The sequence below is a fragment of the Vulgatibacter sp. genome, from assembly GCF_041687135.1.
Lineage (GTDB): Bacteria > Myxococcota > Myxococcia > Myxococcales > Vulgatibacteraceae > JAWLCN01.
The window spans coordinates 313,406-326,612 of record NZ_JAWLCN010000001.1; the positions used below are offsets into that span (position 1 = coordinate 313,406).

9 protein-coding genes and 1 pseudogene are annotated in these 13,207 nt (G+C 68.8%); 7 read left to right on the forward strand and 3 right to left on the reverse strand.

Annotation, left to right across the window (positions count from 1 at the left end; genetic code table 11):
• Positions 1–67 precede the first annotated feature (67 nt).
• The 3 genes from ACESMR_RS01490 to ACESMR_RS01500 are packed head-to-tail and all read right to left on the reverse strand — an operon-like array spanning position 68 to position 6,195.
• On the reverse strand, positions 68–1,543 hold the full coding sequence (locus tag ACESMR_RS01490) for an arylsulfatase (RefSeq protein ID WP_373044446.1): 1,476 nt from the start codon (positions 1,541–1,543) through the stop codon (positions 68–70).
• A gap of 12 nt (positions 1,544–1,555) precedes the next feature.
• A complete protein-coding gene (locus ACESMR_RS01495) occupies positions 1,556–3,826 on the reverse strand; it encodes an arylsulfatase (RefSeq protein ID WP_373044448.1) in 2,271 nt (756 codons plus the stop codon).
• A 14-nt stretch (positions 3,827–3,840) separates the two neighbouring features.
• Positions 3,841–6,195 carry a sulfatase-like hydrolase/transferase gene (locus ACESMR_RS01500; protein WP_373044450.1) on the reverse strand — a complete coding sequence of 785 codons (2,355 nt, stop codon included), beginning with the start codon at positions 6,193–6,195 and terminating at the stop codon, positions 3,841–3,843.
• A 166-nt stretch (positions 6,196–6,361) separates the two neighbouring features.
• On the opposite strand from ACESMR_RS01500, the gene ACESMR_RS01505 reads away from it, so the two are divergent.
• The 7 genes and pseudogenes from ACESMR_RS01505 to ACESMR_RS01535 all read left to right on the forward strand — a co-directional run.
• Positions 6,362–8,002 (forward strand): hypothetical protein, encoded by a 1,641-nt coding sequence (locus ACESMR_RS01505; RefSeq protein ID WP_373044452.1) that lies wholly within the window; start codon positions 6,362–6,364, stop codon positions 8,000–8,002.
• 253 nt (positions 8,003–8,255) lie between these two features.
• Positions 8,256–9,068, forward strand: a complete 813-nt coding sequence (locus tag ACESMR_RS01510) for a hypothetical protein (protein ID WP_373044454.1) — start codon at positions 8,256–8,258, stop codon at positions 9,066–9,068.
• Positions 9,069–9,156: 88 nt separating this feature from the next.
• On the forward strand, positions 9,157–9,765 hold the full coding sequence (locus ACESMR_RS01515; protein ID WP_373044456.1) for a TetR/AcrR family transcriptional regulator: 609 nt from the start codon (positions 9,157–9,159) through the stop codon (positions 9,763–9,765).
• Between the two features lie 11 nt (positions 9,766–9,776).
• Positions 9,777–10,916 (forward strand): acyl-CoA dehydrogenase family protein, encoded by a 1,140-nt coding sequence (locus tag ACESMR_RS01520; RefSeq protein WP_373044457.1) that lies wholly within the window; start codon positions 9,777–9,779, stop codon positions 10,914–10,916.
• Between the two features lie 67 nt (positions 10,917–10,983).
• Positions 10,984–11,778 (forward strand): electron transfer flavoprotein subunit beta/FixA family protein, encoded by a 795-nt coding sequence (locus ACESMR_RS01525; protein WP_373044459.1) that lies wholly within the window; start codon positions 10,984–10,986, stop codon positions 11,776–11,778.
• A 55-nt stretch (positions 11,779–11,833) separates the two neighbouring features.
• Positions 11,834–12,799 (forward strand): electron transfer flavoprotein subunit alpha/FixB family protein, encoded by a 966-nt coding sequence (locus ACESMR_RS01530; RefSeq protein ID WP_373044461.1) that lies wholly within the window; start codon positions 11,834–11,836, stop codon positions 12,797–12,799.
• A 114-nt stretch (positions 12,800–12,913) separates the two neighbouring features.
• Positions 12,914–13,111, forward strand: a pseudogene (locus tag ACESMR_RS01535) (sensor histidine kinase); the annotation flags it as partial.
• Positions 13,112–13,207: the final 96 nt, after the last annotated feature.

Here is a 13,207-nt window from a genome sequence, read left to right on the forward strand (position 1 = left end):
GACCTTCAGCATTGGGAAGGGTCGACCCGGCCGCTACTACCCGGCCGGAACGACCGCTTGCGGCGCGTCAGTGCGCGTTCGGCCCCTGCTCGAGCGTCTCCATCACCCGGTCGAGGTTGAAGGAGGCAGGCTCCTGCCGCGGGGGGAAGCGCTTGAAGGAGGCGACCATCGAGGCGACGTAGCTCTGGGCTGGAACCAGCAGGAAGGCGTGGTCGATCATCCAGTCGAAATAGGTGTTCGAGTTCTCGTCGGCCCGCTCGAAGGGATCGCGGCGCAAGTTGAAGATCTTGGGTGTGCGCAGGGGAACGAAGGGCTCGGCCCAGAGCTGCAGCGTCTTCGCCCGCTGCTCGAGGAAGACGAGCTTCCAGTCGTCGAAGCGCAACGCCACCAGCTCCCCGTCGTCGCTGACGTAGAAGAACTCCCGGCGCGGGCTCACCTCGCTCTTGCCGGTGAAGTAGGGGAGCATGTTGTAGCCGTCGATCTTCACCTCGAAGTGTTTGTCGCCTGCGTCGTGGCCGTGCTCGAGGCGCTCCTTCACGTCCGGTACCCCGGCTGCGGCGAGCAGCGTCGGCAACCAGTCCTGGTGGGAGACGATGCCGTTGAGCACCTTGCCCGCCGGGAATTGGCCGGGCCAGCGGACGACGCAGGGCACGCGGAAGGCGCCCTCCCAGTTGGTGTTCTTCTCGCTGCGGAAGGGGGTGATCCCCGCGTCGGGCCAGGTGTTGTAGTGCGGGCCGTTGTCGGTGGAGTAGACGACGATGGTGTCGTCGGTGATGCCGAGCTCGTCGAGCCTGGCGAGGATGCGGCCGACCTGCTCGTCGTGCTCCACCATCGCGTCGTTGTAGATGCCCTGGCCGCTCTTTCCCTCCGACGAATTCTTGATGTGCGTGCGGAAGTGCATGTGGGTCGAGTTCCACCAGACGAAGAAGGGCTTCCCCTCCTTGTGGCTGCGCTCGATGAAGTCGAGGGTGCGATCGGTCACGTCGTCGTCGATCGTCTCCATCCGCTTCTTCGTCAGCGGGCCGGTGTCGGTGATCCTGCCGTCGGCGAAGGAGTGGATCACGCCGCGGGGGCCGAAGCGCTTCCGGAAGGCCGGATCCTTCGGGTAGTCGGGGTGCTCCGGCTCCTCCTCCGCGTTCAAGTGGTAGAGGTTGCCGTAGAACTCGTCGAAGCCGTGGTTGGTCGGCAGGAACTCGTCCTTGTCGCCGAGGTGGTTCTTGCCAAACTGGCCGGTGGCGTATCCCAGCGGCTTGAGCAGCTCGGCGATGGTGGGATCCTCGGGCCGCAGGCCGACGTCGGCCCCCGGCATGCCGACCTTGGTGAGCCCGGTCCGGATCGGATTCTGGCCGGTGATGAAGGCGGCCCGTCCCGCGGTGCAGCTCTGCTGCCCGTAGTAGTCGGTGAACTGCAGGCCCTCCTCGCCGATCCGGTCGATGTTCGGGGTGCGGTAGCCCATCATCCCCTTGCTGTTGAGGCTGATGTTCCAGGTGCCGATGTCGTCGCCCCACAGGACGAGGATGTTCGGGCGCTTCTTCTCTGCCATCGCTGCTCTCCTTCAATCCAGACGGACGTGGTGCTCGATCAGCTCGGCGGTGGTCCGCTCCGCCGGCTGCAGGAACTCGAAGTGGACGTGTTCGATCGTGCCTGTGAAGGCGAAGGGGCTCCGGTCCCCGTAGGCGGGAGAGACCGGCGAGAGCGTGTCCATCCCCACGTCGAGGCTCTCCACCCCGAAGCGAGACGGGACCTGCTTTTCGATCCGTCCCTGTGCCACCTGGTCACCGCCGTGGAAGAGCCGCACCGTCGCCGGCGCGCCGGGCATGCCCGGCTGGTCGCAGCGGAACTCCACGCGTACTTCGACGCGGCCCGTCGGCAGCGTCCGGTCGGCGATCACGTCGTAGCGGTCGAGGTCGAACCAGTTGTAGTGGTAGCGGAGCCTGCCGCCCTCGACGAAGAGCGACCAGCCCGAGGTGTCGCCGCCGAGGCAGACGAGGACACCTTCGGCGCCGCGCCCGGGCACATCGGCGACCACGCTGATGTCGTGGTCCACGTTGCAGAGCTTCGGCGCGCTGCCCTCGGGAAGTCGGACCATGCCCGGCCGCAGCGTCACCTCCCTGCGGCCGGTGAAGAAGCTCGGCCGCAGCGTCACGTCGAAGCGCTCCGCCATCCGGTCGTCCAGCGGCAGCACGTCGTGGCGCGCCGCCTCCACGAGGAAGAGGTCCTGCATCTCGCGGAGTTTTTCGGGATGCTGCGCTGCGAGGTCCTCGGCCTGGCTGAAGTCGTGCTCGATGTCGTAGAGCTCCCAGCGATCGGTGGAGAAGTCGACCGTTCCCGCGTTCACCCAGGGCAGGCGGCCGTGGCGGCAGCTCGCCATCCAGCCGTCGCGGTAGATGGCCCGGTTGCCGACGATCTCGAAGTACTGCGTCTCCCGCTTGCTCGAGGCGTGGGCGCTCTCCCGGTCGAACGTGTAGGCCATGCTCACGCCTTCGATAGGCTTCTGCGGCACGCCGGCGATCCAGGCGGGCCAGCTGGCGACCATGCCGTTGCGGGTGCCGCCGAAGTGCGACGCCACCTGCTTGGTCCACTGGAAGGGCGTGTCGCCCGCCCACGCCCATCCGACGGCGTAGTGGGGCGAGGTGCCGGGTAGCCCCAGCTCGTCGATGCGGGGCAGCGTCTTCTCCAGCGGCGGCTGAATGCCATTGAGCACCGCCAGCTCGTTGATCGTGCCGCCGATGCTCCCCTCGGCGCTCGCGCCGTTGTCACCGAGGATGTAGAGGAAGAGCGTGTTCTCGAAGGCGCCCAGCTCCTCGAGGGCCTCCACGAGGCGTCCGACCTCGTAGTCGGTGTGCTCGAGGAAGTCGGCGAAGTTCTCCATCTGGCGGGCGAAGAGCCGCTGTTCCTCGGGGCCGAAGGAGTCCCAGGCGGGGATCTCCGCGGGCCGCGGGGTGAGTTTCGTGCCGGGCGCCACCACCCCCATCTCCAGCTGCCGCCGGTGGACCTCCTCGCGGTAGCGGTCCCAGCCCATGTCGAAGCGGCCCTTGTTCCGTCCGCGCCACGCGAGCGGCGGCTGGTGTGGCGCGTGGGTCGCTCCCGGCGCGAAGTGGACGAAGAAGGGGCGATCGGGCGCGATCGCCTTCTGCAGTCGCATCCACGCGATGCAGTCGTCCGCCAGATCGGTGGTGAGGTGGTAGCCCTCCTCCGGCTTCTTCTTCGCCTCCACCGGCGTGGTTCCGCGGACGAGCGCCGGGTAGAACTGATCGGTCTCACCACCGATGAAGCCGTAGAAGTGATCGAAACCCCGCTGGGTAGGCCAGTTCTCGAAGGGACCGGCAGGGCTGGTCTGGTTGTCGGGGACGTTGTGGTTCTTTCCCCACCAGCCGTTGGCGTAGCCGTTCTGCGATAGAATCTCGGCGATGGTGGCGCAGCTGCGCGGGATGATGCCGGTGTAGCCGGGAAAGCCCGTCGCCATCTCGCCGATCACGCCAGAGGAGACGGTGTGGTGGTTGCGTCCGGTGAGGAGCGCCGCGCGGGTCGGTGAGCAGAGCGCCGTGGTGTGGAATTGGCAGTACTGCAATCCCTGCCTGGCAATGCGCTCGGCGGTAGGGGTGCCCACCAGCCGGCCGTTCACGCTGGGCTGGCCGTAGCCCACGTCGTCCAGCAGCACCACCACGATGTTCGGCGCGTGCGCGGGCGCCTTCTGCATCGGTGGGAAGTCCGCCTTCGAATCCTTGTACGTGACACCAATCCTGGCTTTGGTGAAGCGATACTCCGGCTTCGGGTAGACGTTGCGCCGCACGATCTTCGGAAAGCCGTTCCCCTTCTTCGCCATGTCGCTCCCCCGCCCTACTGCCGCGCCAGGCTCTGGCGCATCTTTGCCTCGTCGTCCTCGGCCGGCTTTTCGCCGCCCACCTCCACCACCACCTCGTGCAGCGTGCCGGTGAAGGCGAATTCCCCCCGGTAGTCGTCGACGATGGGCGAGACCGATCCCCTGCCGCAGACGAGACCGCCGCCCAGGCCGATCATGATCGGGATGGTCACTTCGTAGTCGGCCTGTCCCACCCGCTGGCCGTCCACGAAGAGCCGCGCGATGCCCGGCGTCCCCTTGCCTTCGTGCATGGCGGCAGGTCCGGTCGGCTCGAAGGTGAAGCGCAGCTCTACCTCGCCCTGCGGAACGGGCCGATCCGAGCGGACACGGAGGATGCGATCGCCCACGTAGTTGTGGGCGTGGTGGAGGTGCCCGTCCTTGACGAAGAAGGTGTAGCCGCCGGTGTTGCCGCCGTGGCAGAGGAGAACGCCCTCCGCGCCGCCGGTAGGAATCGTCACCCGGGCCGTGATCGAGTGGGCGCAGTTGAGGACCTTGACCGCGACGTTCTCGGGCACGCTCTGCAGGTGGGGGAAGTAGACGTACCGGGATCGCTCGGGCGCGAGCTGCGGCCGCTCCTCGGCGAAGCGCTGCTGGCCTCTGCCGTCGATGGGGAGCACCTGGTATCTGCCCGCCTCGACGTACCAGTAGGTGATGAGCTCGATCAGCTTGTCGCGGTGCGTATCGGCGAGGTTGCGCGTCTCCGTCGGGTCCTCCGCCACGTGGTAGAGCTCCCACCCCTGCGTGTCGATCCGCGCGAGATCCTCGCGGCTCATCGGCGTGCCGAAGGGCAGCCCTTCCGCGAAGGAGGTGCCGGGCCACGGACACACGGCCCGCCAGCCGTCGTGGTAGAGCGCGCGGTGCCCGATCATCTCGAAGTACTGGGTCCGGTGGTGGCTGGGCGCAGCGCCGTCGTCCAGGGCATGGGCGAAGCTGACGCCCTCGATTGGCGACTGCGTCACGCCTCGGATCGCGTGGGGCGGTTCGAGCTCCAGGCAGTCGAGCACCGTCGGCACCATGTCGATGGCGTGGGCGTATTGGTGGCGGAGCTCCCCGCGAGCCGCGATCCCTTTCGGCCACGAGACGATGAAGGGATCGGCGACGCCGCCCCGGTACGTCTCCCGCTTCCAGCGTCGGAAGGGCGTGTCGCCCGCCCAGGTCCAGCCCCAGGGGTAATGGTTGAAATACTTCGGTCCGCCGAGCTCCGGCAGCGCCGCCAGGTTCTGCTCCAGGTCCTCGGGGACGAAGTTGAAGAATTTGTTCTCGTTGATCGACCCGGTCGGTCCACCCTCGGCGCTGGCCCCGTTGTCGCTGATCAGCATCACCAGCGTGTCGTCGAGCTCGCCGATCTGCTCCAGGTAGCCGAGCAGCCTGCCGATCTGGTGGTCGGTGTGCTCGAGGAAACCCGCGAAGACCTCCATCATCCGCGCGCAGAGCCGCTTCTCGTCGGCGCCCAGCGAATCCCATCGCGGCACGTCGGGATCGTGTGCCGGGAGCTGCGCATCCTGCGGCAGCAGTCCCATCTGCTTCTGCCGGGCGAAGATCTCCTCGCGGGCCTTCTCCCAGCCCATGTCGAAGCGCCCGGCGTATTTGTCGGCCCACTCCTTCGGCACCTGGTGGGGCGCGTGCATCGCGCCGGTGGCGAAGTAGAGGAAGAAGGGTTTGTCGGGCGCCACCACGTGGGCCGAGCCGATGAACTCGATCGCCCGATCGGTGAGATCGACGGTCAGGTGGTAGCCCTCCTCCGGCGTACCCGGCGGCTCGACCTGGTGGTTGTCGTAGACGAGCTCCGGGTAGTACTGGTGCGTGTCGCCGCCGAGGAAGCCGTAGAAGCGCTCGAAGCCGCGCCCGAGCGGCCAGCGATCGTAGGGCCCGGCGGCGCTGACCTGCTCGGCGGGCGTCAGGTGCCATTTGCCCACGGCGAAGGTGTTGTAGCCGTGGGGCAGCAACATCTCCGAGAGGAAGCCGTTCGCGAAGGGGATGAGGCCGTTGTAGCCGGGGTAGCCGGTCGAGACTTCGGTGATCCCCGCCATCCCGTTCGAGTGGGAATTGCGTCCGGTGAGGATGCAGGCGCGCGTCGGCGAGCAGAGCGCGGTGGTGTGCATGTTGTTGAAGCGCACCCCGCGCTCGGCCAGGCGATCCAAGTTCGGCGTTTCGCTCAGCCCGCCATAGCAGCCCAGCTGCCCGAAACCGACGTCGTCCAGCACGATGAAGAGAACGTTCGGCGCGCCGGGTTTGGCCCGCAGTGGCGCGGGCCACGCCGGGGAAGACTCGTCGATCGTACGACCGATCACCCCCGGAAACCGCTCTCCCGGGCGGTATTCGCGCAACGCCATGTGTCCCCCCCGCTCTCGCTACGGTGCGAAGGATCTAGGCGCCCCCTGCTGCGAGAGCCACGCCCTCGGCGGTCGCGTCTGCAAGGGGCGCTCGGCTGGGGCGAGGGCGCACCAGCGGCAAGTCGCTCCCCGCGTGCACAGGCTTGGCAGACACGGGGGCGGCCACATGGCGGCAATTCGCTACATCTTCCTCTCCGACCTCCACTTCGGCGAGCGCAACAGCATCCTCACCGATCCGCTCGGGCCGGGAATGCAGGCACCGGTCGAGCCGAGCGAGGGCATGGAGGCCCTCGTCGCCTGCCTGCAGGACGTGGTCCGCAGCTGCAGCGGCGGGGCGCCCCCGCGCCTCGTCCTCCTCGGCGACGCCTTCGAGCTCGCCCTGGCACCGCGGCACGTCGCCTTCGACATCTTCGCCCGCTTCGTGGGGATGCTCTTTCCGGATGGAGGCAGGCCGCTCTTCGATCCGCGGATCGTCTTCGTACCCGGCAACCACGACCACGACCTCTGGACCAGCACCCGGGACGATCTCCTCAACCTGCAGCTCGCCCGGAGCGAGGGGCGACTCGAGCCCACCGCGCCGGTGACCACCGCCTTCGATCTCCTCTGCCCGCGGGGCGACGGCGCCTCCGTCGAGCCGACCCGGTCGGAGATGCTCACGCGGCTGCTGCACCACCGCCTCCCACAGCGCAGCGATCTCGAGGTGCAGGTGGCCTACCCGAACCTCGGCGTCTTCGAGGGCGATCGGGCGGTGGTCGCCCACCACGGCCACTTCATGGACGACGTCTACGTGCTGATGTCCACGGTGTCGCGCGCCGTCTTCGGCGGCGAGCGGGTAACCGGACTCGACCAGCTCGAGGCGGACAACGGCGCGTGGATCGACTTCGTCTGGTCGAGCCTGGGGCGGGAGGGCTCCCTCGCATCCGGGCTGCGCCGCAGCTACGACCTGCTCCAGAGCGGCAGCGGCAAGGTGCTCCTCGCCAGCCGTCTCGCAGCGGCCTTCGCTTCCGTCGCGCCGGGCAATTTCGCCAAGCGCGTGGCGCAGCGCCTGCTGCTCGCCCCGCTGCTCCGGGCCCTCGATGGGCTCGAGAAGACCGACATCCGCCGTTCGTTGCCCGCTACCGAAGAGCTCCCGGGCGAGGTCCTCGGCTACATCGACGGGCCGCTCGCTGCGGCGCTTCGGCAGGAATACCGGGAGCGCGGCATCCGGCCCCAGCACCACACCTTCCTCTACGGCCACACCCACCGCCCCCTGGCGCAGTGGGCCTGGCTGCCGCGCGAGCAGGTCCGGGTCGCGGTCTACAACACCGGCGGCTGGGTGGTGGACACGCAGATGCCGCGCCCCGCGACGAGCGGCGGCATGGTCCTCGTGGACGAGACGCTGGAGACGGTGCTGGTGCGAATCGGCGCGCAGGTCCTCGAGCCGCACATCGCGCCGGTTCGGGTCGAGCAGTGCGACGGCGCAGGCGGCGCCTTTGCTCGCCAGGTCGAGGCCCTCGTGCATCGACCCGGTGGTCCCTGGCGCCACGCCGCAGGGGAGCTGGGCAGCGCCATCCTCCGCCGTCGCTCCGAACATGCGGCCCGCCTCATCCGCGAGATGGAGCAGCTCAACGGCTACGAGCGCCTCGCGCTGCGCTCGGACACCATCTGGAAGCTCCTCGCCCGACGCCGCGCAGAGGCGGAGCGGGAGTTCCGCAAGCTCATCTCCGGCGGCACCGGGGAGGTGAGCCGCAAGCCGCGCCTCCTGCGGCAGCGGAGTCCGATCGCGCTGCCTCCACACGACGCGCAGTCCGTGCCGACCGGCGGCTGAACCAGGCCGGACTACGGCACGGTGGCCTCGGCGGGCGCACGAGCGCGTGCCGTAGCCCTCCGGGATCCCAGCCGAATTCGCGCGGAATCCGGTGCGGTTTTCCGCACTATTTCGGCAATGGCCCCTGCGACGATTCTCCGGCCGATCGCGCCTCGGCGCAGACCCGGGCGGGCCGGGGGACAACGTGGGCGAGCGGGCCGGAGCCCGCCGCCAGAGGGCACGTGCCGCCGCGCGCCCTCGGGACAGATCGCAAATGGCCAACAAGATCCTCCTGGGGTTCGTGGCAGCAGCAGCTCTCTTCGCCGTGGCCTGTGGCGGCGCCGACGGCGACGACGACGACGCCGGCGCCGCCGGCGCAGGCGGCATGGGCGGGACCGCCGGCTCCGCGGGCACGGGCGGAACGGGTGGCACCGGCGGCACGGGTGGCACCACCACCGAGACGGGCCACGCCTGCATGGAGCTCTGGGCCTGCGCGATGGGCTGCGAGACCGACGCCTGTCTCGAGGCGTGCTACGACGCCTCCAGCGAGGAGGGGCTCCAGCTCTTCGGTGCGGTCCTCGCGTGCATCGACGAGAACCTCTGCCAGGACATGAGCTGCGTCGAGACCCATTGCGGCACGGAGCTGCAGGCCTGTGTCGACGACACGAGCGGCGGCGGCGGAACCGGCGGCACCGGCGGCTCGACCCAGACCACCGTTCCCGCCGAGCTCCAGGGCAGCTGGGCGATCAGCACCAGCGGCGACATCATCAGCGCCCGCTCCGAGCACAGCTTCGGCGCCGACGGCAGCTGGACCCGCGCCACGCTGATCGACAGCGAGATGTCCGGCTGCATTTTCGCCTACGCGGAAGGCACCGTCGCCGTCGCCGGCAGCCAGCTCACCCTCCACATGCAGTCCTTCGCCAGGAGCGAGAGCGCGAGCTGCGATCCCAACGCGCAGATGGTGCCCCAGGAGCTCGAGCCCGCGGAGACCTACACCTGGGCGATCGTCACCGACGAGTGGGACAATCTGGCGCTGCGGCTCACCGAGTCGGACGGCACCTTCGTCGACTGGTACCAGAGCGAATGAGTCCTGCCGGAGCCGCTTGACGTCCGCCATCCCCGTTGCTACCTGAATGAGCCTTCATTCAGGGCTGCATCTGCCGGGAGAGGGAGCGGTGTCGAACGGCGGCGGAACCAGAGCACGCGATCCGAAGGGGGACAAGCGCGAACGCATCCTCGAGGCGGCCGTGCGCGTCTTCGCCTCGAAGAGCTTCTACACCGCCACCGTCGCCGAGATCGCCCGGGAGGCGGGCGTCGCCGACGGAACCATCTACCTCTACTTCAAGAACAAGGACGATCTGCTCATCTGCCTCTTCGAGGAGCGAATGGGCGAGATCAACGAGGGGATGCACCAGGCCGTCTCGGCCTGCGAGCGTCCCCTCGATCGTTTGAAGGCCTTCATCCGCCGCCACCTCTCCGAGGTGGAGCGCCGCCCGGAGCTCGCCGAGGTGCTCACCGTCGAGCTCCGGCAGAGCGCGAAGCTGATGAAGGAGTACAAGGCAACCGCCTTCGGCGCCTACCTCGACATCCTCTCCACGATCCTCGACAGCGGTCTCGCCGACGGCAGCATCCGGCCGGACGTCGACGTCAAGGCCGTGCGCCGCGCCATCTTCGGAGCGCTGGACGAGGTGGCCCTGTCGTGGTTGCTTGGCGGCCGCCGCTTCGACCTGGGAAAGAACGCCGAGCAGCTCGCGGAGATCTTCGCCCGCGGCCTCGCTGCCTGAAAGGAATGGCCATGGATTTCCAGCTCTCGCCCGAGCAGATCGCCCTCCGGGACACCGCCCGCAAATTCGCCCGCGAGGTGATGGCGCCGGTGGCGAAGGAATACGACCGCACCGGCGACTTTCCCCGCGACGTGATCGCACAGGGCTTCGAGCTCGGTCTCCTCAACATGACGCTGCCGCCGGAGCTCGGGGGCCTGGGGCTCTCCCACCTCGACCAGGCGCTGGTCGCAGAGGAGCTCGCCGCAGGCTGCGCGGGCATCGCCACCTCGATGATCGCCAACGACCTGGCGCTCCTGCCGATCCTCATCGGCGGTTCGGAGGAGCAGAAGCAGCGCCTCGTCGCCCCCTTGGCCGAGAAGCTCCGCTTCACCTCCTTCGGCCTCACCGAGCCGGGCGCAGGCTCCGACGTGGCGGGGATGACCACCACCGCGGTCCGCGAGGGCGACGAGTACGTCCTGAACGGCGCGAAGATGTGGATCACCAACGGCGGCGTCGCCGACCAGTACACGATCTTCGCCACCCTCGACCGCAAGGCGGGGCGCAAGGGGATCACCTGCTTCGTCGTCGAGGGGCGCCCGGAGGGGCTGCACGTCGGCCACCACGAGGACAAGCTCGGCCAGCGTGCCTCCAATACCGTGGCGCTCACCCTCGAGAACGTCCGGGTGCCGGTGAAGAACCGGATCGGCGAGGAGGGGCAGGGCTGGGAGATCGCCATGGCCACCCTCGACAACTCGCGGCCGCTCACGGCGATGTTCGCGGTGGGGGTCGGCCGCGCGGCGATGGAGCACGCCATCGCCTATGCGAAGGAGCGCAAGCAGTTCGGCCAGGCGATCGCGAACTTCCAGGCGATCCAGTTCATGATCGCCGACATGGGCACCGAGCTTCACGCGGCGCGGCTCCTCTCCTACGAGGCGGCGGCGCAGCTCGACGCCGGCCAGCGCAACACCCTGGTCTCGAGCTTCGCCAAGCGCTTCGCCGCGGACACCGCGATGAAGGTCGCCACCGACGCGGTGCAGATCTTCGGCGGCTACGGCTACTCGAAGGAATACCCGGTCGAGAAGCTCTTCCGGGACGCCAAGCTCATCCAGATCTACGAGGGAACGTCGCAGATCCAGCGTCTCGTGATCGCCCGCGAGCTTTTGAAGGCTTGATCGGCAGCTGCGCAAGCCCTATCCATCCAGCAATTTTTCCCGGCAGCGGGACCCATAGGAGGCGAAGGTGAAGATTCTTTGCGCCGTGAAGCGGGTCGAGGACCCCGAGCAGAAGATCAAGGTCAAGCCCGACGGCAGCGGCATCGTCCTCGAAGGCATGAACTACAAGCCGAACCCCTACGACGAGATCGCCGTCGAGGAGGCGCTCCGCCTGAAGGAGAAGCAGGGCGGCGGCGAGGTGGTCGTCGTGTCGATCGGCGACGCCAGCTTCGTCACCGAGATGCGCCACGCGCTGGCGATGGGCGCCGACCGCGGCATCCTGGTGAAGCTCTCCGCCCCCACCGACTCCGACGGCGCCGCCCGGCTCCTGGCCAAGGTGGTGGAGAAGGAGCAGCCGGACCTCGTCATCTGCGGCCGCCAGGCGGTGGACGACGACCAGGGCCAGACCGGCGCCCTCCTCGCCGAGTACCTCGGCTGGGGCCAGGCCACCTTCGCCGCCAAGGTGGAGAGCCTCGAGTCCGCCGAGGAGAAGAACAAGGTCCCCGGCCTGCAGATCGATGGCAAGGACGTGAAGGTGATCCGCGAGGTCGACGGCGGCCTCGAGATCGTCTCCGTCGCGATGCCAGCGGTGGTCACCACCGAGCTCCGCCTCAACCTCCCCCGCTACGCTTCGCTCCCCGGCATCATGAAGGCGAAGAAGAAGCCGGTGGAGGAGCTCACCCCCGAGGCCCTCGGCGTCGATGCGTCCCCGAAGGTCAAGGTCCGCACCATGGCCAATCCGCCGGCGCGCAAGGGCGGCATGATCGTCCCCGACGTCGCCACGCTGATGGACAAGCTGAAGAACGAGGCCAAGGTCCTCTGATTTCCGTCCCGCCCCTGGCCGCGCGTCGCGCGCCGGGGCTCCCTGGGAGAACGACATGTCGAATGTTCTGGTCGTTGCCGAGCAGTTCGAAGGCACTCTGAAGAAGAGCTCGCTCCACACCCTGAAGGCAGGGCAGGAGCTCGCCGCCCGCACAGGCGGCAAGGTGATCGCGCTGGTGCTCGGCAAGGGCATCGCCGACGCGGCGAACGAGATGGCGGCCCACGGTGCAGCCGAGGTCTGGACCGCCGACGACGCGAAGCTCGAACACGCCCTCGCGGAGCACTACGCGAAGGTGATCGAGAAGGCGTGCAAGGAGGCCAACGCCGCCTGGGTGCTCGCCCCCTCCGCCTCGCAGGGCAAGGACGTGCTGCCCCGCGTCGCCGCCCGCATCGGCGCCGGCATGGCCTCGGACATCATGGGCTTCGGCGGCTCCGGTGCCGACGTCACCTGCAAGCGCCCGATGTGGGCAGGCTCGGTGATCGCCGAGGTGGAGATCGCCACGCCGGTGAAACTCGCCACCGTGCGCTCCACCGAGTTCCCCTCGGCGGAGAAGGCCGGCGCTGCAGGTGCGGTCAAGCCCTTCGCCCTGCCGGAGCTCGGTGAGGCGAAGACCCGCTTCGTCGAGTTCAAGCAGGTGAAGAGCGCCCGTCCCGAGCTCACCGAGGCCCGCGTGGTGGTCTCCGGTGGCCGCGGCACCAAGGGTGACTTCAAGCCCGTCGACGGCCTCGCCGACGAGCTCGGCGCTGCAGTCGGCGCCTCCCGCGCCGTGGTGGACGCGGGCTGGGTGCCGAACGACTACCAGGTCGGCCAGACGGGCAAGACCGTCGCCCCCGACCTCTACATCGCCCTCGGCATCTCCGGCGCCATCCAGCACATCGCCGGCATGAAGGGCTCGAAGGTGATCGTCGCCGTGAACAAGGACGCCGAGGCGCCGATCTTCCAGATCGCCGACTACGGCCTCGTCGGCGACCTCTTCAAGATCGCCCCCGAGCTCCAGGAAGCGATCAAGGCCGCGAAGTAGCACGGCCGATCGCCCCAGCCGCGGCGCCGCTCCCCGGTTCGTTCGACCGAGGGGGTGGCGCCGCGGTCGTTCCTGCACCCGAACCGGCGTGCCCGCCGTCAACCGGCGCGATCCGTGGCTACCTCCTCCCTCGGGAGGGTCCGGGTCGCCCTGGCGGCGAGCGGCGGCTGGGCGCGCCTCTCGGTGAGCGACGAAGGGATCGGCATCCCCGCCGCGGACCGGCCCCACGTCTTCGAGCGTTTCGATCGTTCCTCCAATGCGCCGGTCGATTCCTTCGGTGGTCTCGGCCTCTCGCTCTTCACCAGCCGCGGCGTGGTGGAGCTCGCGGCACGCTCACCGTCGAGAGCGAGGTGGGGCGGGGCTCCACCTTCGTCGCCTCGCTCCCCCGCGCGGAATCCCCTCCGCCGT

What these genes read in the sequence shown, in the direction of transcription:
- ACESMR_RS01490 (WP_373044446.1), bottom strand. Translation starts at nt 1,543, where the DNA reads ATGGCAGAGAAGAAGCGCCCGAACATCCTCGTCCTGTGGGGCGACGAC.
- ACESMR_RS01500 (WP_373044450.1), bottom strand. Translation starts at nt 6,195, where the DNA reads ATGGCGTTGCGCGAATACCGCCCGGGAGAGCGGTTTCCGGGGGTGATC.
- ACESMR_RS01520 (WP_373044457.1), top strand. Translation starts at nt 9,777, where the DNA reads ATGGATTTCCAGCTCTCGCCCGAGCAGATCGCCCTCCGGGACACCGCC.
- ACESMR_RS01505 (WP_373044452.1), top strand. Translation starts at nt 6,362, where the DNA reads ATGGCGGCAATTCGCTACATCTTCCTCTCCGACCTCCACTTCGGCGAG.
- ACESMR_RS01530 (WP_373044461.1), top strand. Translation starts at nt 11,834, where the DNA reads ATGTCGAATGTTCTGGTCGTTGCCGAGCAGTTCGAAGGCACTCTGAAG.
- ACESMR_RS01510 (WP_373044454.1), top strand. Translation starts at nt 8,256, where the DNA reads ATGGCCAACAAGATCCTCCTGGGGTTCGTGGCAGCAGCAGCTCTCTTC.
- ACESMR_RS01495 (WP_373044448.1), bottom strand. Translation starts at nt 3,826, where the DNA reads ATGGCGAAGAAGGGGAACGGCTTTCCGAAGATCGTGCGGCGCAACGTC.